Raw genomic sequence first — 23,893 nt, 5'->3', positions numbered from 1 at the left:
AAAAAATGGTGCAACTATTGATGTGCCCCCTACGCTACCTATCCTCCCCAGAGGACAAATTTTATTTTTTGACCGGGGGGCTTCCAAAATAACTCGGAAAAACTTTTTTGGGTTTGTCTTCATTTTCTTCGATTGTATGACAAACTGGACAAAGTAATCGTAAGTTGTTCTCTTCTAATTTAAGTGTTTCGTCTTCCTTGATTGGTATTACATGATGAACATGAGCACGCCTACCAAAGACGAACCCTCCACATCGTTGACAACATCCCTTCTCTCTTTCATATACCTTTGACCTGACATACTTCCATGCATCAGTACGATAGAATGGTTTGTTATCATGATGATAGATGTTCTTCTTATCCTTCTTCTTCCTTGGTTTATTGCGCTTATGTTCTTCGCAGTAACGTCCTTTGCTTATCTTGTTACGGCAGCCATTGAAGTCACAGTACTTCATGATAATAATTCAATGATGTCTTCCTTCTTTTTAACATCAGCTGGAATATCAATACCTAACTCATCAGCATACTCGCGTAACTGTTTCACTGTCATATCATTAAAAGGTACTGTCACTACTGTCTTATCAGGCTCACTTGATAAGTCCATGCCCAAGATCATACTCTCAGGATTAACAGTTACTTCGAATCCTGGTTCTTCACCAGTTGGAACAAACAGACTTCGCTTTTCTTTGTTATCCCAATACTCTGTACCTGATATTGTTTTTCTAATTTCAGTAATCATTTTGTTTCACTCTCCTTATCTTTCTTTAATACACTTAACAACACACCCGACCAGATTCCTAAAGCAAATGCTATTGATTTAATCATTCGATTTCCTCAATGAACCAAACATTAAAAAGATATCTGTTCCCTATTGGTAAAGTTTCGTTTTTTTGTACTACCTTTGTAATTACATACTTTTTATTTAATGTTTCTAATGCATCGATAACTTTGTGAAGTTCTTCTAAGGATGTAATTTGTTTTTTGTATTTACTCATTTCTTCTTGCTCCTTCTCATCCTTTATTGCTTTCAATTGTGCCATTTCTTTTTCGACCATCTTATCTATTGGATCATGAGCTACAATCAAAGTTGGTATTGCTTGTTTGCGATTAGTACCTTTGAACAATTGAATTACATCATGAACATAAGTCTTAATGTCATGTGCAAACATTTTAAATATCCTAAACACACGAAACACCACCTATGTAATTTTTGCATAATAAAAAGCACTCCATATGGAATGCTTTTTTACAATTATAAGTTTTCGTATTTAGTTAATTGTGTTTCAAGCTGATTAATTGCATCTTGATATTGTTTCTTTACCGAATCCGTGAATGTTACTACTGAAAGAAGGTTCTCCATGATTTGTGTAAATTCAACTTCTTGAAGTAACTTATCATAACTAATACGTTGCACATTACCTTCACTATTTAAGTTTACAATCACAGGTGCCTCATCATCCACTGAAAATACATATATTAACTCTTCAACACTATCAAACTTAAGAATAGGCCCTCTTCTTGTTCTCGCCGTTAAATTGTTTTCTTTTGCTGTAAAAAAGTACATATTAGATTTTATCTTACGCATTATAGGTAATAGCGTCATTGCTGTTTCTTTAATTTTCTTTTCTTGTTTCTCCAAAACTTCCCTTTGTTTTTTATTGTACGTTTCAATAAAATGAAACTCTTCATCGATTTCATTTAATAATTTTTCAACCATAGTATTCAAGTTTTCCAAATTTCTCATCTCCTTCTATCTTCATTATCCGACAAAAAGAGACTTAATGACTATATCAATCGTTCGTCATTTATCGACAGTAAAAAGAGCAACCATGCATCAGTTGCCCTTTCGTTAATTTCTTATTGTTATTACTTTAAATACGGTAAATGAAGTTTTACCCATTAATAATGGAAAACACCACTACCATAAAAGATAGCGGTGTTCCAAATACACAAATCTTGTTTGTGTGCTTCATATTTTTACTTTGTTTGGTTATGAGGTTTTACACCTCTTTCAAACGCCGACAATACATCACTCTCCCATAGTTGCTTCTACTTGTCTCAGAGTCAGCGATTGAAAGAAGAGCAAAAGCTCTCCTTCTTAACGGTAACATCCAATCAGTACCATCTGCTGGTTTCGGATTTTATGTGCCGTCATTACAAACCGTTTAGAAATTCAAGAACAACATAGTGAGTTGTGTTTTCCGCCACTTCTCACAATACAAATATATCACGTTGATTCCAAAACAACCGGCACATTTCCTGCCAAAAAGCGGTCACGACTCTGCCACTTATTTCAACTTTCTCCATTCTAAATCTGGAGCGTCTATTTGGAAAATCTTTTTGTTTTTAATCCGTCTTTTAACATACATGCCCTGAGTAATATTCACTCTTCCATTAGCCTCTCGTATCGGTCGAATCTGATATATTAAGGTTTCATTTGCAAGTGTCTTATACTCTATTTCAGAAAAAACTAATGTATATATTTCACGATTAAAAGTTATTAAAGGGATGAATATATCTTCACCTTCTTGTAATACATAGACATTGTAACTTTTATGTATTAGTTCTTTATTCCACTCCTCCAATGTAAGTTTGATTTTCACATCAAAGCAAGGATTAGAACCTAAGTTTCCTATTTTCAAAAATGAACATGGAGTTTCACTTTTTATTTTGTCTGAGTTTTCCAGTCCATTTAATCCACGAACAAATTTTCTATATTCATCAGTGAAAATTAATTTTGCTCGATCTTCAAATTGAAAATCTGCAAGCGTTAAATTTGTATTTTCGACAGTTGTGTGCAGATATGTTCTCGAACTCACTTTATTAGTTCTTTTATTAATTGTTAAATTCACTACTAGCGTAACCATAGATCCAATAAAAGCTAACATTGAACCTGTTTGAACTATATATCCCCATGCTTCTTTCAACATATTTATTACATCCTCCTTATTCATCCTCGAACCCTTAATAATTTTATATCTAAATATAATATTACTATACTAGCGCGCCAATTTATTAAACCCTTAAGAAATATTATTAATAGTTACCCATATCTTATATTTTGTGTAACTGCCCCTGTCGCTGAATCCCTTGATATTCATAGCTTCATAATACTTTCTCTTTTGAATTACACAACACACTAAAAATGGTTAACTGTAAAAAATCAAAAAAATAAAAAAGATGTTTGCTATATTTTAAATCGGGTCATAGCCTTATCCATTGCATCTTGGTTCACGCCTATATATCTTAATGTAACTCTTTCTGATGAATGATTGAATATCTCCATTAACAAAGCTATATTCTTTGTTTGCATGTACATATGATATCCAAATGTCTTACGTAATGTATGTGTACCTATCTCATCTAATCCAAACTCTGCCGCTGTACTTCTAAGTATCTTATATGCCATACTGCGACCAATCGGTTTATTCTTTCCTTCTCGACTCTTAATTAAATACTCATTATCTTCTCTTTCTTCAATGTACCAACGTAACTCTCTTTTTAATGCTGGTGTCAATTGAATACGTTTCTGTTTACCTGTTTTCTTTTCTCTCATTGAAATATGACTGCCCTTTAAATCTCCTATTTTAAGCTTTAGAATATCACTTATACGTAACCCTGTATTAATTCCCATCACAAACAAAATATAATTGCGTTCATTGTTTTCCTTTAGGTATTCTTTAATATGTTGTATTTGCTCTGGATCACGGATAGGTTGAACAAAGTTCATAGACTATCCCCTCCAACCTGTTCTTCTGTCTCATACACTTCTAATCTAAGAGCAAAAGCTAGTTTATAAAAGGCATTAGATTTATTTCGTCTATATGTACGTTCACTCATACCAATCTCGTTATAAACCATGTAATCAAAAACTTCTTCACCTTCCAAATATCGTTTTATAATGATGTCCCTTTGATTTTTACTAAAACGACTTAATGCCTTATCGATTTGACAAGATAAACGTTGCAATTTCATTTCTCTTTCACTCATAGCAACATTTACTAAAGCAATATCTTCAGCTGGCTTTCCTATCATATTTGTTGGACCATGATATCTTACCTCACAAGAAGCTGTGACTTTCATCTCATTTCTAATCATCCCAAATTGTCTATAAATACGAACATTTTCAAGAATCTCTTCCAAACGAACCTGTGTTGCTTTGCGGTCAATTTTAGGTAAGAAAGTTAATTGCGCCATATATAAAAACACTCCTTGTCTATTTTATTAATAAAAAACAAAAAGCGGACACCAAACTACAGAGCAATATCACTAATGCTCTTTGTAGTTCAGTGTCCGCTGGTTCTTCCAGTAGGACTAAATATTCAATAGTTATTATATCACTTTTTAACAATCTTAAAAAATGCTTTGCGCTGTAGTTATAGCACTTCTAATACTTCTCCCCTTTTTCTCCTTAGTCCAAACAGTATCATTTTTTATAGGATCAAAAAAATTCATTTCCATTTCATATTACAAAACCCATCTATTTAAAAACAGATGGGTTTTGTAAGCTTTTCTTTATTTATCTTCAAGTACGATCTCCAAAGTGATTTTAGCCCATTCATCTGGGTTTTTATTATCAATATCTAAAGCCACTATGGATGCTGAACATTTCGGATATTTCTTTAAAATACAATGCACCTCTTGAGAATAGTACTTTGGAACATAACCAATATGCACATCTCCTATAGTTAAAACTTTCACAGCAAACTTATCATGTTCACTATCTTCTAACTCCAACTTTATTGCATCACCAACTTGCAAGTCTTTGGCAACCAGTGAAAAATTATAATATCTTGCAGCAGCTAAATCAAAAGTAATCTTTGGTTGTACTTCTCCATCCACATTTATTGGCTTTACAAATTCAAAATTATCTGTCGCTAAACGTCCACGTGTAGCTTCCAATAATTCCAAATCAGTACAAGACGTATCTAATCCATATCGATCTAAGATTTCAGGGAAATCTGGTCGCTTCTGCTGTGGCAGGCGACTCTTTATACTTGGAAACAACTTTCCTTCTAACTCATAAACCTGCGTTAAATTCGGAAAATTAGGATAATCTTTAAACCCATGTTCTTTCGCGTCATCTAACCCGGGTTGCTGATATTGGAATTTGTAGGTATTTGTTTCCTTTTCGAAAGACAATTCCCCTATAGTAAAACGTGTACGTGTCTCCGGATCTTTCCATATTAATAATAACTTATCAATTTTATTATTCATATTCTCACCAATTCTTATTAAGATATCTCTTCTTTTCTGTATGTATTTCATTATAAACAATTTATACTCATCCGAAACTACTTCATTTGGTAGTTTTCCAACAATTTCTTCCACTATTCCATCTGTAAGCGATTCCGATTGTTTTATTAACTCAGACATTTTATTTGGAAATAGAGCAATAAGTTCTTTAACTAATGCAAAATGCTTTTCTTTTCTCGTTTCTCTCCAGCCTATTTTTGCTTGAGAGCGAAATATATATCGTAAAAATTGAGAATTTGAGCAAAGATATTCCTTTACCTTTTCCAATGAAACTTCGCGTCCTAAGCATGCGCTATTGTCATATAGAGGTGAAATAAAAATTTCATCCCTCTTATCATGCCTCGTAATTCCCCAGTTGTCTTGATGCCTATCTCCATTACCCACCAAAGCATCGAAAACAACAATGAATAAAAACTCTTCAAATAAATCATATGGACTCAAAACTTGGTAAATCAGTTGTATATTATAACCTAAATTAGTTTCTTCATCATAATCAAAAGGGAAAAATTTCCCACCATCATAATGAGAAAAACCATCCTCCCTGTTTACGAAATAATAACTCAAACATCCTATTTTCCCGCCTCTAGTTGCTAATTCTACTTCTGCACACGGAAAATTTATGACTCTCGCAACTTCACTACATAGTTTTTCAGCCCAATGCTCTCCCCTACCTTCTCTAGGGATTTTAAACATTGCAATTCTTTTAGTTTCAGGATCTCTTATCCATTCTTTTTGGCGATCTCCGACTCCTGGTCCCATTTCTTCGACAACTTCCCATGAATTAACATCAATTATAGGATACTCCATTATTCATATCCCATCCTTATATTCATATTTTAATAAATTGTAACCACTAAAAAAACCTTATCAATTATAGCATAGGAAAATACTGCTTGCTAACTATATTTCGACATTTCTTTTAAGATTCCCTATGTAACCTGATTATTTATTCATCATTTTATTAAAATTCCTTTTATATCTCTACTAATCTCACTTTATCCTACTATAAATTATCACATATAAATAGCACAATCAGTTATTAAAAAGATTATTTCGTTAAAAACTTAGTATTTTACTATAAACACATCCCTTGAATCCCTGATGTTCTATTTGACGCATAATATCCTTGCATAACGTCCCAAGCATCTTTTTCTATACCAAATTTAATTGTGACTAAGTAGGTTTAATCCAAACTTCAAAAACTTTAAAGGGACAGCTTTACCTGATAATGCACAACAGCGCGACCTTTTACAAACAGTATAACTCGCTCTCAAACTTACACGTTATCCTAATAATAAATACATTAATTAGTATATTTTTTTATTCGTATATTTATGAAGATAATAAACTAGAAAAGGTTTACTAAATTGCTCTATATAGCACATTTCAATAGTTCCGAAATGTCTATAGCTTTCATATAAACACTTAGCTGTTCTTAAGATTTCATCCTCTACCTGTCTATCTAATAGATTATTTTCAAAGTTTATTAAACCTTTATTTTCATATATAGATATTATCTCCTTTGTTCGTTTTTCATATTGATGTTTTTCACAAAAACATGGAGGAATAGCCTTTCTTCTATAATAAGGAATAAAGCTATATTCTTTATTACATTTAGGACATTTCAAGTAATATCTTTTGTTATCTGATTTAAATACATGATTTGGTAGTATATCCCCATTTTTTTCATAATCCCAATACTCCACTAATTCTGGCCATTTATAGAATAATGTTCGTTTGTCGAATTCTTTTTTTATCTGTTTCTCAATATTAGCCAAATCACTCTTTAGACTGATAGGGTGTTCAAGAAATATGGATTCTTTATTTTTATCTATATAATTTAATAATCCCAAAATCACTTCAGAAATATTAGCATAATTATGATTTGGACAGTATGAATAATACCAATCCGCAGGATACTCTGTTTTTGTTTGTTGTTCTTTAGAGCTTTCCACTATTCTTAATAATTTCACTTGATTCTCTTTGCAAAGTTTAAATTTTAATTCGTCATTAAAATTATTTGAATGAAATCTTTCTCCATCGTATTCAATTCCTATTCTATATTCAGGGAGATAAATATCAATAGACATCTTCCCTAACCAGTCAAATTGTTTTTGACTTTCAATATTATTAAATACTTTTTTTAGATAATAGTATAAATATTGTTCTGGAATAGATGATTGTATTGACTTTGCTAAATAACCAATGTCTGTAGCTTGCGACTGTAGTTTTTCAAATCGCTTTTTTAATGATTTTTCTTTCTTACACCTTAGACAATCAATTTCATCTAACAAAATACGTTCTTTGAATTTTAACGCTTTATACGAACCACATTTTAGACAATTCCATCGTATATATTCCGAACTATTATAGGCTATTTTTGAAGGTTTAGTAACCTTTAAAAATTCACCTAACTTCCCCCCATATTCTTCTAAAATATCCATTCGATTATTATCTATACACCAATCCTCCAACGACTTTATCATCTAATAATTTCTCCTTTCATCCAAATAACAAACCTAAGTTAACTATAGGCTTTATTAACTTTATCCTATCATAAGTTTCACTTCCTTTCTTCGAACTCATCTTTATAAATATCTAGATTAACTGTACCTTCCGCTCATCCATACGAGTTACTTTTCCACTTTTATATATAAACGATTGTTCGCCATAACCAGTTGTTGGCGGCTCGATCGGGTGAATCTGTCCATCCTTCACAACATAGATCATATTTTGATTTAATGAAATTTCCGCTGTCATTTCCGCAATGTTTTCCTTGATAATCGCCACCGAAACCACTCCCAAATATGTTATAATTACTTTGTCGGAGTAAGTTGAGAGTGATCTCAGCTTTTTTTATTTGTCTATAAATATTGCAAAACGTTTTCCGGAACAAATGATTGTTCAAGTGACAGATGGAGCCGAATTGGAATCGGCTCTTTTTCATCTCTTGCCCGCTTACACATTTCTTCAGCTTCTTCCCATACAAATTGTTTATCCTCCACTCGTTTGTAACGCCAAATGCCAATTACATAATCTTCAAATAACTCATAACGTTCATCAGGTGCTGTCGTTGGTTTTAATTCATCAATCGCTTTTGCTTGGCGTGGTATTTGTACAACCACATCTGTATATCGTAGTTTTGAATTCAAACGATGAATTGTTGCTTTCTTTGAATCAAATGAAACAACAGGCTCAACATCAAAAATTGTTAATTGCTTCCGCATGTTCTTCACTCTTTTCTTTTCTCATCATTACTACATAACAAGTATCAGCATTCGTCTGTGTAAAGTTGTAATTAGCTGCACTAATCTTTCCGTTCGTTCGTTTATGAACGAATTCCTTTTGCCTTTGTACTAGTGATTTAATCGGATGTACACATGAGTATCCTCGCTTTTCTAACTCTTGTACCGCTCGTAAAATATCTCCAAATTTTTTACGCTTAATATGAACCGTATCACCATTACGCCAATTTCTCGTTAGAATCATGTTAATTGCCCTCCAATACTTGAAGGCTTGCAATTAATATGTTCTCTAGTTGCGTTAACGTTAGTTGATCTAATGTTTGCCCATTAATTTCCGATAATCCAAGGCCTAATAACTTGCGAATAATTGCTAGTTTTCTGCGCTCTACTTCCCGCCGTAATAACATGATTACGCCTCCTGTTGCTGATTGAACTTTCGCTCTAAGTTTACGAACTTACTAAATTCTTTAATGAATGCCAGCTCAACAACACCTACTGGACCATTTCTCTGTTTCGCTAAAATGATTTCTGTAATGTTTTTATTTTCTGTTTCACGGTCATAGTAATCTTCACGATATAAGAATGCGATTAAGTCTGCATCTTGCTCGATTTGACCATTCTCACGCAAGTCTGATAGTAATGGTCTCTTATCTTGCCTACTTTCAACAGCACGGCTTAACTGTGATAATGCAACTACACATACATTTAGCTCCCTTGCCATAAGTTTTAGCTTACGACTAATCTCACCAATCTCTTGCATGCGATTTCCTTTGTGCTTTGGGTCACCTACAATAAGCTGCAAATAATCAATTGCGATTAAAACCTTTTTATCAGGATACTTACGCTTCAGTTTCCTAGTCTTAGCGTAAATCTCTTGCATCATGACATTTGCTTTATCGTAAATTTCTAATGGCAAATCATTTATTAATCCCATTGCCTGACTAATTTTTTCCCAATCTTTTAAATTACATAGCTTTTTAGGGTTCTTTAATTTTGTAGCATCTATATTTCCAGTACTTGAGATCATCCGCTTAAGTAACTGTTCTTCTCCCATCTCTAGCGAGAAGACTCCTGTTGCTGTCTGAGCACTTGCTGCATGAAAAGCAACGTTTAATACAAATGCTGTTTTCCCCATCGAGGGACGAGCGCCGATAATGATTAAATCACCTTCTTGTAGCCCTGCTGTCATTCTGTTCAAGTCGTCATAACCAGTTGGAATACCGGTTAAATCCCCTACATCAATTTGCATTTTTTTATACAGATCAACAAGCGTATCTTTCAAGTTAAATTCATCTGAGTAACCCGTTTCTTCGATGGCACTTAATTCATCAATCGATGTACTAATAGCACTCATATCCCTATCTTGCTGAAGACGGTTGTATAAATTACCAGCAACCTCCTGAGCATGTCTCATTTTCCAAGCTTCAATCACTAAACCTTCGTGATACGAGAAGTTTTTAGTTGTTGTTACAACCTCTGTCAAGTTTACAAAGAATTCAATTCCGCCAATTTGATGCATAAAGCTTTTATCGAATTTTCCAATGAGAGCAACAAGATCTATCGGAACCTCAGCATCCTCTAGCTCTTTCATTGCTTTAAAAATCACTTGATGCGTTGGTAAAGAAAACTGTTTTGCCTTCAGCTGGCAATCTTTAATTAAATCGCCTTCTTGAATAATGCTACCTAAAACGCTTTGTTCAGCTTCTACGTTACGAATCATATCGTTACTCATTGAACCAACCACGCATTCTGTTTGTTAAGTGCTGCAAGTTCTTCTTCTGTTGGAATGTTCTGTTCCCATGATTCTTGCTGCTGTATTACGTTCTTAGTAGATTTTGATAAGCCTTTTTGTTGATAGGGTGCTTGCTGTTGTACTTTTGCTAATCGTTGAGCACGAAATGCTTGATCAGCCGCTTCAACATCTGCTACTGTTTTCAATCCCTTAAGGTGCCAATCTCGTAAAATCGTATTTACGTAATTCATGTTTCTCGTATTTTTCTCTAAAGCAATTTGCATAGCCTTTACAACAAGCTCTGCATTTAAATCATCTATCCAAGCATGAATACCATCAGCGATAAACGGTGTAATGAATCCGAAGTTTTTCTCGTAAAAAGAAATTGGATTAACCTCAACAACTTCTTCCGCGCCTGCGCGTTCTTCTTGTTGTTGTTCTTTTTCTTTTTCTTTTTCTTCTTCTTTTTCTTCTTCCTTGCTAGGGTCTTGGAAGCCCCTTATAAGCCCCTTCAAACGAACTGATAAATACTCCTTAATACGAGGGATTTTAAAATCTTGCTCTCTTTCTAATTGCAAACAAGTTTCATAAAAATCAACTAAGAAATCATGATCCTTAACAGATTGAATTTCTTTTAAAACGCACTTTTCAATGTTTACATTTTTAATCGGGTTGAATTTCAACCAATTGATTAAGAACAACTCTTTTGTTTTTTGGTTGTAATTAATTTTTCCATACTCAGCAAAGCGTTCTAATAGTTTCATAACAGTTTCGCGGTTGTACCCTGTATCAGTTTCAATGATACGAAGTGGAAGCTCATAGATTCCTGATTGGGACGTCTTACTGTTTGTCATCAAATATAAGTAGAAATATTTTTCCTCCGGTGTAAGATCTAAAACAAATGAATCCTGCCAAAATGAAACATGTACTGGTCTATAAACTGCCATATTATTCATCCTCCTGTTTACATATCGCAAATCCGTCCTCTACACGTAATAAGCGATAATTCTTATATCCTGTTTTGAGATATTGTTTTACTAAATAAATAAGGTGCTGCTCTGATGTCGATTGCTGAAGTAATTTAGGATTCAACAACACTTTATATAACGATTTGTCTAAAAGCATCTAACACGCTCCATTGCTTTCACATGGTTTAATTTGGTATAATTGACCTAACTTGAATTTTTCAAGAGCATTCATCTATCACTCTGCAAAGTGGTAGATTTTTTATTTTCTACGAGTTACAAGTGAAGCATTAATGCCTTTAGCATGAAGACCTTTAATGATTACACGATAGCTTTTCGATACTTCATGCTCTGCTTTTGTCTCACGAAGCATTTGAAATTCTTTCGTACAACGATCAAGCTCCTCTTCCCAACGATTAGCTTCTTCGATTGTTTGTGCATTGAACATGTTATGAATACATGCAACCATACAATCATGAAGTTTATTCGCAAATGAAAAGTCTCCTGGAAGAACGAGATCATGGAGACGATTGTATTTCGTTGTCATGGTTCACACCTCTTTTCTCTTTAAATTGATGCTGTACGCATCGTTACAACCAGAAAGGCTTATTGTAAGGGGATGGGAGGAACAATCCCTTTCTGGTCATAACGACAAGCACAGCGCTTGTCCAAATGATTTATATAATGTTATAATTGCTTTGTGAAATATATTGCGAGCTACTGTTGTCTAGGCGGTAGCTTTTTCTTTTGCCCATTTATGTTTTAAAACGAATGAAGCTTCTATAATTTTGATTCGAATGCCAATTAGTTTTTTCTCTCTTTTTAATTCCTCTAAGTTTTCATCCTCAACAAACGTTGCCGCTATTTTAATTTCACCTGTTAACATTGCATCAAGACGAATTAACTCTTTATACTCTTCTAAACTAGGATTTATATAATCTACTGTCACTGTTATTCCCCCTTACATCACTTTTGATAACTTCAGTAAACTCTCAACCGAATGAACAACCACATTTTCCGAAATGGCTTTTCTTAACCAGTTCCCATTTACTTCTTCAAGAAGTCCAGGGTGTATGCCCTCTAATGCTTGCACAACACATTGAGTCGCTTGTATCATGTCATATATTTCTGTAGCATGTTGCGCGTACTCTTTCTTTTTTGAGTCATTCATTTGCCAAGGTCTTGTTGTAACTTGCAATGTCATAATTTCTTTTGCTGCTTTAATGCCGTCCTCAGCTTGCTTAATGTAATTCATAAGTTGTAAGTTCACATCGCTCGTTAAACGTGGATCTGTAGGTGGTAATCCAACACCATATATATGTTTAATCGCCTGTTTGTTTAAAGGCGATTTCGTTGCATCACACCAATCCATCGCTAGTTCAAACGGAACCTGTGAAATACCAGCTTCAATATTTTTCAAGCGTTCATATGTAATTCCAAGATGCGCTACAAGTCCTTTCTTCGTTGTTAACGTTGTATCTTCACAACACTCTCTGGCTCCTCGCAATAACGCACCTATTGATGAATTACAATATATGCTTGTTCCCATATTTGTTCGCCTCCATATTAAGTTGTTAAAGTATTAAAATTATTAGTACATACATAACCTGTCTATTTTTCATGTAAAAAGAGAGGAACTACTCCTCCATATTTTCTTTTGTTTGCAATTCATCGATGATGGCCCAACCTGCCTTGTAATATGCTCGAAGGATTTTATCAATATCCTTTTGTGGTTTCGGCTCAGGAGCCACAATATAAACTTTCGTTTTCCCAAATTCATAAGACGCTGCATATTCTTCTTGTTGGCTCATGGTGTCACCTCTTGAAGTGCTTTCTATATTTGTATGCTGCTGATCTGTTGGTACTGCCATGTTAGTTGCTGTCATTTTCCCACCTGCTTTCGCACTCGAAAGTATAAGAAACTTGTACTTTTGTATGTCAAATTAAATCTTTCACATCACAATTGAGAATGTCGGATAACCTTATAGCTTTTTCAAGATTTGGGTTGCTATATCCATTTTCCCAATTACTAATTGTAGATTTGGTGACTTGCATTTGATCCGCTAATTCTTGTTGCGTTAATCCTACTTTGTTCCTAGCCCTAATCAACTTTATGTTTTTATTCATTGTCTCACCACCTGTATAAGTAACTTGTACTTTTATTATAAGTATAAGATTCTTGTACGTCAATGCATTTGTACAATTTTCTTGTACAAAGTTTAATATCAAATTCATATAAGGTACAATGTTTTTGTACTTTTATTAATAGGAGGTGCTGAAAATGTTGACACAAAGACTAAAAGAAGCACGTAAAATGCGTAAACTTACACAACAAGGATTAGCAGATAAAGTTAATGCAACTAAAGGCACCATTAGTAACTACGAAAATGGTCATAGTACTCCCTCAAATGAAATGTTAAAGGATTTGGCAAATATTTTAGGAGTAACAACAGATTATTTATTAGGAAGAGCCGATAATTTAGATTCGTCTGGTCCACTTCCTGAATTAACGAAAAAAGATACCCGTGACATCGCTCGCGATTTAGAAAAAACCTTAGAACAATTAGAAAACAGCGAAGATGCCTTAATGTTTGATGGAGAACCAATCGATGAGCATACAAAGGAAATGATTCGTATTTCTCTTGAAAACTCAATGCGAATGGCAAAACAGCTAGCAAAACAAAAATTCACTCCAAACAAATATAAAAAAGATTGAATGGAGCAACAGAATGGATATTAAAGAATATGTACTAAAAATCACACACAAACATGGCACAACAAATCCATTTGAAATTGCTAAACGAAAAGATATTATCGTGTTGTATGAAGACCTAGGGAATACTCTTGGCTTTTACAACACTTATAAGCGCTTTAAATTCATTCATATTAATAATCAAATCGATGAAACTACCCAACGATTTGTTTGTGCACATGAATTAGGCCATGCTGTACTTCATCCGAAAGCAAACACTCCCTTCTTACGTAACCAAACATTCTTTTCAGTAGATCGTTTAGAAATTGAAGCAAATACATTTGCTGTGGAGTTGTTGCTTACCGATGAAATGGTTTCTGCTTATGAAGATACTTGTTTGTCTATTCAAGAAGTTGCGGAAATTCATGGAGTTCCGAGTGGATTTGCTCGTTTAAAAACTTATTAATTTGAAACTAAAATACACTTTTATACGTTAGGAGTTACATCTATGAAAATATTTTTCTCCCTTTTATTAGTACTGGCTACTTTAGCTACTACTGTTTTATTAATTACTTCTCTTGTACTTCTATTTAAAAAGAGTCCAAAAATGAAGAAGTTCTTAAAATTCACTGGAATCGCTTTTGTTTTATCTATAATTTCATTTGTAGGAGTTGATATGAATATGACTCCTGAAGAAAAGCAAGAAATTCAGGCTAAGCAAAAAGCTGATGCAAAGTTAAGAAATGAAGAAGCACAAAAAGCTAAAGAACAAAAAGATGCTGAAGAGAAGCTAAAAGCCGAAGAGAAACAAAAGACCAAAGAACAAAAGGATGCTGAAGAGAAGCTAAAAGCCGAAGAGAAACAAAAGGCCAAAGAGCAAAAAGATGCTGAAGAGAAACAAAAAGCTGAAGAGAAACAAAAGGCCAAAGAGCAAAAAGATGCTGAAGAGAAACAAAAAGCTAAAGAAAAGAAATTAGCTGAGGAACAAAAAAAGGCTGAAGAAAAACAAAAAGAATTCATTTCCTATGTCCAAAACATTAGAGGTGGAAATTTTATTAAGGATATGAAACTCAATAATAAAGAAGCTGAAATTACATTCTATGATTCGTTTGCATCTTATAAATCAGCAAAACCAGATAGCAACGTTACTGAAGAACAATATAAACAATATTTCTCAACTGGAGATGCTATTGAAAAAATGTTTGTAAGCGAACCAGCTAGATTACTAAGACAGTTTCCGGATTTAAATACGGTAAAAATGACGCTTCCATTCGATGGGAAAACATATAACACTAGCTTAGATAGGAATTCTTTGAATACATATCTTGGATTTAAGATTGAAGATTTAAAGGTAGAGGATCAATCTTGGAATAAGAAATTTAACAATCCATACGTGTATGATAAGGCCAAGCGCAAAGCTTTATTCGAGAAATTTGTGTCTGTTCAATAAAATATCATATTTGAAAGCCTTTATAGGCTTTTCTTTTTCAGCAAAATAAGAACGAACGTTCTTTGCGTTCACAGAAAAACAGTGCTTCTATATTCATCATTAAAGCTTATAATAACTATTAAAAGGAGGATATGCTATGAAAACAGCAATCTATCTAAGAAAATCCCGTGCCGATCTCGAAGCCGAAGCACGCGGCGAAGGTGAAACTTTAGCAAAGCACCGCACTACCCTGCTGAAAATTGCCAAGGAAATGAACTTAAATGTTTTAGCTGTCCGAGAGGAAATCGTTTCTGGTGAGAGCTTAGTGAAACGTCCTGAGATGTTAGCGCTGCTTGAAGAAATTGAAGATAATAAATATGATGTTGTCCTTTGTATGGATATGGACCGTTTAGGTCGTGGTGGTATGAAAGAGCAAGGAATCATTTTAGAAACGTTTAAACGCTCGAATACGAAGATTATGACGCCTAGGAAGACTTATGACCTTAATGATGAATGGGACGAAGAATACAGCGAATTTGAAGCGTTTATGGCACGTAAGGAGTTAAAGATTATTACACGCCGTATGCAACGCGGCCGTATCGCAAGTGTAGAGGCTGGAAATTACCTAGGTACACATGCTCCCTTCGGATATGATATACATCGCTTAAATAAGCGCGAACGTACGTTAACGATTAATTCAGAAGAAGCTTCTGTCATAAGAATGATATTTGATTGGTATGCAAACGAAGATATGGGTGCTAGTACAATTAGGAACAAATTAAATGACCTTGGCTACAAAAGTAAGTTAGGGAATGATTGGAATCCTTACAGCATCTTGGATATATTAAAAAACAATGTGTACGTCGGAAAAGTAACATGGCAAAAACGAAAAGAAGAAAAACGTCCTGATGCTGTGAAACGTAGTCGGGCGAGAAACGATAAATCAGATTGGATTATCGCTGACGGCAAACATGATCCTATCATCCCTGAAAGTTTGTTTGAGCAAGTACAAGAGAAATTAAATTCGAGGTACCACGTTCCTTACAATACGAACGGAATTAAAAATCCTCTGGCTGGCATTATAAAATGTAGTAAATGTGGTTATAGTATGGTTCAACGTTATCCGAAGAACCGAAAAGAAACTATGGATTGTAAACATCGCGGTTGCGAAAACAAATCCAGCTATACTGAATTAATTGAGAAGCGTTTACTCGAGGCATTAAAAGAATGGTATATCAATTATAAAGCTGATTTTGAAGCACATAAGCAAGATGACAAATTAAAAGAAACACAAGTTATTCAAATGAATGAGGCTGCATTACGAAAGCTTGAGAAAGAATTAGTGGATGTCCAAAAACAAAAAAATAATTTACATGATTTATTAGAGCGCGGCGTTTACACTGTAGATATATTTTTAGAACGTTCGAAAGCCGTTTCCGACCGTATCAATGAAATTACTTCCACAATGGAAAACTTAAAGAAAGAAATAAAAACAGAAATTAAGAAGGAAAAAGTGAAGAAGGATACAATACCTCAAGTGGAGCATGTTCTTGATTTGTACTTTAAAACAGATGATCCGAAAAAGAAAAACAGCCTCCTAAAGTCGGTTTTAGAAAAGGCTGTTTATAGAAAAGAAAAGTGGCAAAGACTCGATGATTTCGAACTTGTGCTTTACCCTAAGCTCCCTCAAGATGGCGACATATAAGCGTTCGCGCTTTGTCGCCACCTTGTTGGTGCAATTAGATTTACCCCATTAAGCCCCAACGCATCATTCGTCGAAACCGCCAATACGACTGGCTTGCCATTTCTCAACGTCGCTTTTGCTGCCATTAGTACCGGAGAATCTGTCATTGCATTTGCAAATTTACTCATAGAATTTCCTGTTAGCGGTGCAATCACCATGCAGTCTAGTGGAATTTTAGGTCCTAGCGGTTCTGCGCCAACGATTGAATTAATTGCCTTAAAACCTGTTATTTCTTCAATCTTTTTAATCCACTCTGCTCCTTCTCCAAATCTAGTATTTGTTGATTGAACAGTGTAAGAAACAACGGGACGTACTTCTGCGCCCTCAGCAATTAATTTCTCTAAATGAGGCATCACTTCTTCATACGTACAATGTGAACCTGTAAAACCAAATCCTATTCTTTTCCCTTTTAAATTCATTCCCCATTCTCCTTTCTTGCTATTACGTCTTCTGCCAATAACTGAGAAAGAACGTTCGCTAAAATTTGTCCTGCTGTTTTCGGAGCAACGATACCTGGCAATCCAGGTGCTAACAACGCTTTAACCCCTCTTTTTTCTGCGTATCTAAAGTCGGTACCACCTGGTTTAGAAGCTAAATCAATTACTAACGTATGAGCTGGCATTTTTGAAATAACATTCGCTGTCACAACGAGATGCGGAATTGTATTAATTACAATATCGATATTTCCTACTTCTTTCTCAATGTCTTGCATATGAAAAGGAGAAAACATCATTTCTGTAATACGTGCAATATGTTCAGACCGTCTTGCTCCAACTTTGACATGTGCTCCTAATGATTGAAATGCTCTGGCAACGCTCATCCCTGTTCTACCAAATCCTAAAACCATTACATTAGAGCCATGAATTGTATAGTCGGTATGTTGAATTACCATCATTAATGTACCTTCTACAGTTGGTATAGAATTGTAGATTGCCACATCATCACGATCAAATAATTTAACAAGTTTTCGGTTTGTAGTAGATACGAGATTTTCCAAGTAAGGCGTACCAATACCTGAATATATAGTAAAGTGTTCTGGTGTATTTTCAATTTGTTCTTTCGTTATAGAAACTTTTTCATTTGAAAAAATAGTATCTACTTCTCCCTTGGCATTTGTACCTGCAACTGGCAAAATAATTGCATCTACAGAAGTGAAATCTAAATTTTGTATACTTTCTTTTGCTGCCCCTGTGAAGCCATGATCTAGCTGATCAAATCCTATCAAGGAAAGTTTAGCATCCAATTCAACTAGCTTGCGAATTACTTCTAGCTGTCTTGCATCTCCTCCTATGACAGCAATATGCATCTCAGTCAACATTCCCTAATTCACCTTCTTTTTCTGTCATTTATAAGAAAAGTGCCTACTTTTTCTTTTTCCTCCACATCATATGTAATGTACGAGTTTTAGGTGATTGAAAAACGAAACGCACATTTGATTTATCAGATTTATATGTAGATATAAAAAAGATGACCAAAATGGCCATCTTTCACTTCGAATGTGAATGGTCTATACTATCACAAAGAATTATATCACGTCCCACTTTCTTAATTTGACTCCACGCTACCCTTACTTCTTGCGGTTCCTTTTTAAAACCTCCCCATTTCCCAGCGGGTATAATAAGTGTTTGTATTTGTCCCCCTCTCTCATTAATCTCTAAATCCACATAACCTAAAACTCCCATTTTTTCTGCACTTTCCAAATTCACAATTTCTTTACCACTGAATTCACTTAATCGCATACACTCTCCTCCTACCGAATTTTTAATGTAAGTTATCCATAATTAGTACCTATTCTGTATGACTAAAAAAAATAACCGTATCTCATTTAAAAGAGATACGGTTATTTTCGAATACATCACAAATACCAATTATAGTTTTATTCCTTTTGGAAGTTTTCCATCTGGACTAATTAGTGCTGCAGAGAATTCATTTGTAAACATGTTGCGAATTAATCCGTCTACATTTTCTTTTGTTACAGTGTTTACACTTTCAATAATCTCATCAAGTGAACGATGCTTACGAAGAAGCAATTCATTTTTACCATTACGGCTCATACGACTATTCGTACTTTCTAAACTTAGCATTAAGTTTCCTTTTAATTGCTCTTTACTATTAATAAGTTCTTTTTCTGTAATACCTGTATTTTTCAATGTCTCTAGTGTTTCTTGCATTGTATCATACAATGTATCTAATTGTTGGCTACCTGTTCCACCATAAAGCGTTAACATACCAGTATCTTCATAAGAAGAGTGATAAGAAAATACTGAATATGCTAATCCACGTTGTTCACGTACTTCTTGGAATAAGCGGCTACTCATACTACCACCCAAAATATTATTTAATACAATTAAGTTATAAATATCTTCGTGTCCCATTTGTAAGCCTTTATATCCTAGACATAAATGAGCTTGTTCTGTTTCCTTTTTACGTGATACTTTATTAAAATGGAAAATTGGGCTATGTACTTGTTCACGGTTTGTTGTTCCTTCATAACTACCGAAATATTGCTCTACAGTTTGTAGAAATGCTTCGTCAATATTTCCTGCAATTGATACAACTACATTTTCAGGTGTGTAATGATCTTTAATATATTGACGTAACGTATCACCTGTAAATGTTTCAAGTGTTTCTTCTGTTCCTAAAATAGGATATCCAAGTGGATGCGTTTCATATGTTGCTTTCGTTAACATATCATGCACAATGTCATCAGGCGCATCTTCGTACATTTTAATTTCTTCACATACGACATTCTTCTCTTTTTTCAGTTCTTCCTCATCAAATGTTGAATTAAAGAACATATCAGCTAAAACATCTAACGCGTATTTAGCATGCTCATCTAGCACCTTTGCATAGTAACATGTATATTCTTTTGAAGTAAATGCATTTACTTGTCCACCAATGCTATCAAATGATTCTGCAATTTCGCGTGCACTACGTGTTTCTGTCCCTTTAAAGAACATATGCTCTAAAAAGTGTGAAATCCCGTTATTTTTTTCATTCTCATTTCTTGACCCTGCATGAATCCAAATACCAATTGCAACCGATCTTACTGTTGGTATATTCTCCATAACAATTCTTACACCATTTTTACAAGTATATTTTTTAATCAAAAACTTTCCTCCTACTGCCAGTTTCTCTAAATAAACGCTATCATTTAATGATAACAAGTTTAAGGATGAATGTCATGCAAATGTATTTAATCCACACGTTTTTCATCCAGTAATTCTGTTATATTCCCTACTTTATATCCTTGTTCCTTCAATTTTGTAATCATTATATCTAATGCTTCTGCTGTAGACGAAGTAGGATGCATTAATACAATGGCACCTGAATGTATTTTTCGCATTACTCTCTGCAATAGTACGTCCGGTTCTGGTCGCTTCCAATCAATTGTATCTACAGTCCACATAATCGTTCCCATTTGGAAATCATCTGCAATTTTCACAACTTCATCTCGAAAGCTTCCACTCGGCGGAGCAAACCATCTCACTTTTTGATTCGTAACTACTTCGATCATCCGATTTGTTTTTTGTAACTGTTCTCGTATTTCCTCTGACGATAACGTTTTCATATTAGGGTGCGTGTAAGAATGGTTTCCGACTTCTTGATTTGCATCAACAATCATTTTTGCAAATCTTAAATTTTCTTTCACCCAACGACCTTCTAAGAAAAAAGTCGCCTTTACATCATGTTTTTTCAATATCTCTAATATGCGCGGCAAATACTCATTTCCCCATGCCACATTTATTGTTAATCCCACCATCTTTTTATTTGGATGTCCCCTATAAATCGGGGCCGGTGATAAATCTTCTAAATGGACACTTGGTGATACTTCCTTGAATTCAAGATGTTTTTGATCAAATGTCTTGAGCTTTTTCATATTATTATACGACGCTTCTACGTCTACTTGTCTTCCATTATATCCAGGTGTCGCTTTCCAAATCTTATCGATCATCGCATTTTGAGGAGCAATCTCATACTGTTTTGCTTGTTTTTGAATTTCTTCATACAAATTATCCTGTGCCAAAACAGAACTAGAGCCTACACCGACATATAAAAAAAATATACATATGTATGCCAATATACGAGCTTTCATATAAACCCTCCCATTAACTATATAAAAAAACATTTTCTTCTTATCTTTGTTAATTTGAGCGTTATATTGAAAACTATACCTATACTCGCATAAAAATATATGTAAATCTCGATTTTTACACAACAAAAAAAGCCAGCTAAACTGGCTTTTACTTATTGCTGCTCTTGTTTGTTTTCTTCTTTAGCAGCTTCTTTTTCTTGCTCTTCTTTTAACAATACTTTTCTAGATAGGTTCACACGGCCTTGCTTGTCAATCTCGATAACTTTAACTGTAATTACATCACCGATTTTCACAACGTCCTCTACTTTACCTACACGCTCAAGTGCAAGCTCAGAAATGTGAACTAATCCATCTTTACCACTGAATAATTCAACGAAAGCACCGAATTTCTCAACACGTTTTACTTTTCCTTCGTAGATTTCATCTACTTGTACTTCGCGAACGATATCTTCGATAATTTTCTTAGCTTTGTCATTCATTTCTTGATTTATTGATGAAATGAATACTGTACCATCTTGCTCGATGTCAATTTTAACACCAGTTTCTTCAATAATTTTATTGATTTGTTTACCGCTCGGTCCAATAACGTCACGGATTTTATCTGGGTTAATTGTCATTGTAATAATCTTTGGAGCGTAAGCTGATAATTCAGTACGTGGCTCTGCAATAACAGATAACATATGATTTAGAATGTGCACACGACCAATTTTCGCTTGTTGTAATGCCTCTTCTAAAATTTCACGAGATAGACCATCGATTTTAATGTCCATTTGCAGTGCAGTTACACCTTTTGCTGTACCTGCTACTTTAAAGTCCATATCACCTAAATGATCTTCCATACCTTGAATATCAGATAAAATTGTGTAATGCTCACCAGATTTAACTAGGCCCATTGCAATACCTGCAACTGGAGCTTTAAGTGGAACACCAGCATCCATCATTGCTAAAGTACTACCACAAATACTTGCTTGTGAAGTAGAACCATTTGATTCTAACACTTCAGATACAAGACGTACTGTATATGGGAAATCTTTTTCAGATGGAATTACAGGCTCAAGAGCTCGTTCTCCTAGTGCACCGTGACCAATTTCACGACGACCTGGTCCACGCATCGGTCTTGTTTCACCAACACTAAATGATGGGAAATTGTAATGGTGCATGAAGCGTTTTGATTCTTCTACACCAAGACCATCTAAAATTTGCACATCGCCTAATGCACCTAATGTACAAATACTTAATGCTTGTGTTTGTCCACGTGTGAATAAACCAGAACCGTGTGTACGAGATAAAATACCAACCTCTGATGCTAAAGGACGAATTTCGTCACCTTTACGGCCATCTGGGCGGATTTTTTCAACTGTAATAAGACGACGTACTTCTTCTTTTACAATTTTATATAGAATTTCACTTACTTGTCCTAATGTGTCAGCATCAGCTTCCTCAGCTTCGTAATGCTCAATTACACGCTTTTTCACTGCGTTAATTGCATCTTCACGTGCATGTTTCTCATGTACTTGAATTGCAGAATGCATATCCTTCTCAGCCATTTCACGCACAGCTTGATTAAGATCAGCGTCAACTTCGTAAAGTTTTACTTCTGATTTCTCTTTACCTACAGCTTGTACGATTTCTTCTTGGAATGCAATTAGACGTTTAATTTCGTCATGTCCAAACATAATTGCTTCTAACATTGTTTCTTCAGGTACTTGATCTGCTCCTGCTTCAACCATGTTAATTGCATCTTTCGTACCAGCTACAACAAGGTGAATATCACTTTGTTCTTGCTGTTCTACTGTTGGGTTAATAACGAATTCACCATTAATACGACCAACTGTTGCACCAGCGATTGGACCTTCAAATGGAATATCTGAAATCGATAACGCTAATGAAGAACCAAGCATAGCTGCCATTTCAGAAGAACAGTCTTGATCAACACTCATTACGATGCTGACAACTTGTACTTCGTTACGGAAACCATCTGCGAAAAGTGGACGAATTGGACGGTCGATTAAACGACTTGCCAAAATTGCTTTTTCACTCGGACGACCTTCACGTTTAATAAAACCGCCTGGAATTTTTCCGACTGCATATAAACGCTCTTCATAGTTTACTGTAAGTGGGAAGAAATCTACATTTTTAGCCTCTTTTGATGCAGTTGCTGTAGATAGAACCGCTGTATCGCCATATCTCACTAATACTGCTCCGTTCGCTTGTTTTGCAAGCTGACCAGTTTCAACTGTTAGCTGGCGACCAGCTAAATCTATCGAGAAGACTTGCTTTTCTTGACTCATTTAAGTACCCCTCTCAATTTAAAGTATTCAATTCTTCTATGTAAATGGATAGTATATCAAAATATTCTACCTCTAGTATTGCCGAAAATTAAGTAAGCTATAAAGCGCCGAAGATATATTTTTACCTAACAAAAAAGCGGGAATATTCCCGCTTCTTTGACTATCGACGTAAGCCAAGCTTTGTGATTAATTCACGGTAACGTGTGATATCGCTATTACGAAGGTAAGTTAGTAAGTTACGACGTTTACCAACCATCTTTAATAGACCACGACGTGAATGATGATCTTTCTTGTGAGTACGTAAGTGCTCGTTTAGAGTGTTAATTTGCTCCGTTAGGACAGCAATTTGAACCTCTGGAGAACCAGTATCAGTTCCATGAGTTCTAAATTGTGCAATGATTTCATTTTTACGTTCTTGTGTTAAAGCCATCCTATTTCACCTCC

Annotated in this window: 31 protein-coding genes and 1 pseudogene; 4 read left to right on the top strand and 28 right to left on the bottom strand. The window is 34.7% G+C overall.

Annotated elements, in window-relative coordinates; genetic code table 11:
• Nucleotides 1-61: 61 nt before the first annotated feature.
• From COI75_RS13635 to COI75_RS13535, 21 genes are all read right to left on the bottom strand, one after another.
• Nucleotides 62-454, bottom strand: coding sequence for an HNH endonuclease (locus tag COI75_RS13635; protein WP_098448380.1), 393 nt, complete (start codon nt 452-454; stop codon nt 62-64).
• On the bottom strand, nt 451-738 hold the full coding sequence (locus COI75_RS13630; protein WP_098448379.1) for a hypothetical protein: 288 nt from the start codon (nt 736-738) through the stop codon (nt 451-453). The genes COI75_RS13635 and COI75_RS13630 overlap by 4 nt, the downstream gene beginning before the upstream one ends.
• An 82-nt stretch (nt 739-820) precedes the next feature.
• Nucleotides 821-1,186, bottom strand: coding sequence for a hypothetical protein (locus COI75_RS13625; RefSeq protein WP_255265676.1), 366 nt, complete (start codon nt 1,184-1,186; stop codon nt 821-823).
• Nucleotides 1,187-1,251: 65 nt separating this feature from the next.
• Nucleotides 1,252-1,734: a hypothetical protein gene (locus COI75_RS13620; protein ID WP_098448378.1), complete on the bottom strand. Its 483-nt coding sequence runs from the start codon at nt 1,732-1,734 to the stop codon at nt 1,252-1,254.
• A gap of 553 nt (nt 1,735-2,287) precedes the next feature.
• Nucleotides 2,288-2,929: a hypothetical protein gene (locus COI75_RS13605; RefSeq protein ID WP_098448377.1), complete on the bottom strand. Its 642-nt coding sequence runs from the start codon at nt 2,927-2,929 to the stop codon at nt 2,288-2,290.
• Between the two features lie 257 nt (nt 2,930-3,186).
• Nucleotides 3,187-3,729 carry a site-specific integrase gene (locus tag COI75_RS13600; RefSeq protein WP_098448376.1) on the bottom strand — a complete coding sequence of 181 codons (543 nt, stop codon included), beginning with the start codon at nt 3,727-3,729 and terminating at the stop codon, nt 3,187-3,189.
• Nucleotides 3,726-4,196, bottom strand: a complete 471-nt coding sequence (locus COI75_RS13595) for an ArpU family phage packaging/lysis transcriptional regulator (protein WP_098448375.1) — start codon at nt 4,194-4,196, stop codon at nt 3,726-3,728. The genes COI75_RS13600 and COI75_RS13595 overlap by 4 nt, the downstream gene beginning before the upstream one ends.
• A 318-nt stretch (nt 4,197-4,514) precedes the next feature.
• Nucleotides 4,515-6,062, bottom strand: coding sequence for an HIRAN domain-containing protein (locus tag COI75_RS13590; RefSeq protein ID WP_098448374.1), 1,548 nt, complete (start codon nt 6,060-6,062; stop codon nt 4,515-4,517).
• 500 nt (nt 6,063-6,562) lie between these two features.
• Entirely contained in the window at nt 6,563-7,741 is a 1,179-nt protein-coding gene (locus tag COI75_RS13585) for a zinc-ribbon domain-containing protein (RefSeq protein WP_098448373.1), read from the bottom strand.
• A gap of 112 nt (nt 7,742-7,853) precedes the next feature.
• Nucleotides 7,854-8,045 carry a DUF3954 domain-containing protein gene (locus COI75_RS13580; RefSeq protein WP_098001219.1) on the bottom strand — a complete coding sequence of 64 codons (192 nt, stop codon included), beginning with the start codon at nt 8,043-8,045 and terminating at the stop codon, nt 7,854-7,856.
• A gap of 74 nt (nt 8,046-8,119) precedes the next feature.
• Complete coding sequence (locus COI75_RS13575; RefSeq protein ID WP_098448372.1) at nt 8,120-8,482, bottom strand: cell division protein SepF; 363 nt, start codon at nt 8,480-8,482, stop codon at nt 8,120-8,122.
• Nucleotides 8,457-8,744 (bottom strand): hypothetical protein, encoded by a 288-nt coding sequence (locus tag COI75_RS13570; RefSeq protein ID WP_098448371.1) that lies wholly within the window; start codon nt 8,742-8,744, stop codon nt 8,457-8,459. Before COI75_RS13570 ends, COI75_RS13575 begins: the two co-directional genes overlap by 26 nt.
• Before the next feature lies 1 nt (nt 8,745).
• Nucleotides 8,746-8,907, bottom strand: a complete 162-nt coding sequence (locus COI75_RS26915; protein ID WP_176535584.1) for a hypothetical protein — start codon at nt 8,905-8,907, stop codon at nt 8,746-8,748.
• 2 nt (nt 8,908-8,909) lie between these two features.
• Nucleotides 8,910-10,232: a replicative DNA helicase gene (dnaB, locus tag COI75_RS13565; RefSeq protein WP_098448370.1), complete on the bottom strand. Its 1,323-nt coding sequence runs from the start codon at nt 10,230-10,232 to the stop codon at nt 8,910-8,912.
• Nucleotides 10,229-11,179 (bottom strand): DnaD domain-containing protein, encoded by a 951-nt coding sequence (locus tag COI75_RS13560; protein ID WP_098448369.1) that lies wholly within the window; start codon nt 11,177-11,179, stop codon nt 10,229-10,231. The genes dnaB and COI75_RS13560 overlap by 4 nt, the downstream gene beginning before the upstream one ends.
• Before the next feature lies 1 nt (nt 11,180).
• Nucleotides 11,181-11,357: a hypothetical protein gene (locus COI75_RS26910; RefSeq protein ID WP_176535583.1), complete on the bottom strand. Its 177-nt coding sequence runs from the start codon at nt 11,355-11,357 to the stop codon at nt 11,181-11,183.
• Nucleotides 11,358-11,459: 102 nt separating this feature from the next.
• Nucleotides 11,460-11,744 (bottom strand): hypothetical protein, encoded by a 285-nt coding sequence (locus COI75_RS13555; protein WP_098448368.1) that lies wholly within the window; start codon nt 11,742-11,744, stop codon nt 11,460-11,462.
• Between the two features lie 180 nt (nt 11,745-11,924).
• Nucleotides 11,925-12,146: an RNA polymerase subunit sigma gene (locus tag COI75_RS13550; RefSeq protein WP_098448367.1), complete on the bottom strand. Its 222-nt coding sequence runs from the start codon at nt 12,144-12,146 to the stop codon at nt 11,925-11,927.
• Nucleotides 12,147-12,158: 12 nt separating this feature from the next.
• The gene (locus tag COI75_RS13545; protein WP_098448366.1) at nt 12,159-12,746 is read right to left on the bottom strand and encodes a sporulation sigma factor-processing peptidase; all 588 of its coding nucleotides are present in this window, start codon (nt 12,744-12,746) and stop codon (nt 12,159-12,161) included.
• 88 nt (nt 12,747-12,834) lie between these two features.
• Entirely contained in the window at nt 12,835-13,083 is a 249-nt protein-coding gene (locus COI75_RS13540; protein WP_098448365.1) for a hypothetical protein, read from the bottom strand.
• Between the two features lie 52 nt (nt 13,084-13,135).
• Nucleotides 13,136-13,324, bottom strand: a complete 189-nt coding sequence (locus tag COI75_RS13535) for a helix-turn-helix transcriptional regulator (protein WP_098448364.1) — start codon at nt 13,322-13,324, stop codon at nt 13,136-13,138.
• A gap of 154 nt (nt 13,325-13,478) precedes the next feature.
• On the opposite strand from COI75_RS13535, the gene COI75_RS13530 reads away from it, so the two are divergent.
• The 4 genes from COI75_RS13530 (at nt 13,479) to COI75_RS13515 (ending at nt 17,023) form a co-directional block, all read left to right on the top strand.
• Nucleotides 13,479-13,913 carry a helix-turn-helix domain-containing protein gene (locus tag COI75_RS13530; protein ID WP_098448363.1) on the top strand — a complete coding sequence of 145 codons (435 nt, stop codon included), beginning with the start codon at nt 13,479-13,481 and terminating at the stop codon, nt 13,911-13,913.
• 13 nt (nt 13,914-13,926) lie between these two features.
• A complete protein-coding gene (locus COI75_RS13525) occupies nt 13,927-14,355 on the top strand; it encodes an ImmA/IrrE family metallo-endopeptidase (RefSeq protein ID WP_098448362.1) in 429 nt (142 codons plus the stop codon).
• Nucleotides 14,356-14,397: 42 nt separating this feature from the next.
• Complete coding sequence (locus COI75_RS13520; RefSeq protein WP_098448361.1) at nt 14,398-15,339, top strand: hypothetical protein; 942 nt, start codon at nt 14,398-14,400, stop codon at nt 15,337-15,339.
• A 136-nt stretch (nt 15,340-15,475) separates the two neighbouring features.
• A complete protein-coding gene (locus COI75_RS13515; RefSeq protein ID WP_098448360.1) occupies nt 15,476-17,023 on the top strand; it encodes a recombinase family protein in 1,548 nt (515 codons plus the stop codon).
• On the opposite strand, the pseudogene dpaB reads toward COI75_RS13515, so the two are convergent.
• The 7 genes and pseudogenes from dpaB to rpsO form a co-directional block, all read right to left on the bottom strand.
• Nucleotides 17,011-17,481 (bottom strand): annotated as a pseudogene (gene dpaB / locus COI75_RS13510) (dipicolinate synthase subunit B); the annotation flags it as partial. The gene COI75_RS13515 and the pseudogene dpaB sit on opposite strands and share 13 nt — an antisense overlap.
• Nucleotides 17,478-18,380, bottom strand: coding sequence for a dipicolinic acid synthetase subunit A (gene dpaA / locus COI75_RS13505; protein WP_000954736.1), 903 nt, complete (start codon nt 18,378-18,380; stop codon nt 17,478-17,480). The gene dpaA and the pseudogene dpaB, both read right to left, overlap by 4 nt.
• Before the next feature lie 169 nt (nt 18,381-18,549).
• On the bottom strand, nt 18,550-18,801 hold the full coding sequence (locus COI75_RS13500) for a YlmC/YmxH family sporulation protein (RefSeq protein WP_001239728.1): 252 nt from the start codon (nt 18,799-18,801) through the stop codon (nt 18,550-18,552).
• Nucleotides 18,802-18,930: 129 nt separating this feature from the next.
• Nucleotides 18,931-20,172, bottom strand: a complete 1,242-nt coding sequence (locus COI75_RS13495; RefSeq protein WP_000592991.1) for a M16 family metallopeptidase — start codon at nt 20,170-20,172, stop codon at nt 18,931-18,933.
• Nucleotides 20,173-20,258: 86 nt separating this feature from the next.
• Nucleotides 20,259-21,158: a polysaccharide deacetylase family protein gene (locus tag COI75_RS13490; RefSeq protein ID WP_000647524.1), complete on the bottom strand. Its 900-nt coding sequence runs from the start codon at nt 21,156-21,158 to the stop codon at nt 20,259-20,261.
• Between the two features lie 152 nt (nt 21,159-21,310).
• Nucleotides 21,311-23,449 (bottom strand): polyribonucleotide nucleotidyltransferase, encoded by a 2,139-nt coding sequence (gene pnp, locus COI75_RS13485; protein ID WP_000076741.1) that lies wholly within the window; start codon nt 23,447-23,449, stop codon nt 21,311-21,313.
• Nucleotides 23,450-23,609: 160 nt separating this feature from the next.
• Nucleotides 23,610-23,879: a 30S ribosomal protein S15 gene (gene rpsO / locus COI75_RS13480; RefSeq protein ID WP_001229393.1), complete on the bottom strand. Its 270-nt coding sequence runs from the start codon at nt 23,877-23,879 to the stop codon at nt 23,610-23,612.
• Nucleotides 23,880-23,893 lie beyond the last annotated feature (14 nt).

The sequence above is a fragment of the Bacillus cereus genome (assembly GCF_002564555.1).
Lineage (GTDB): Bacteria > Bacillota > Bacilli > Bacillales > Bacillaceae_G > Bacillus_A > Bacillus_A cereus_K.
This window is presented reverse-complemented; position numbering and strand designations above follow the sequence as displayed.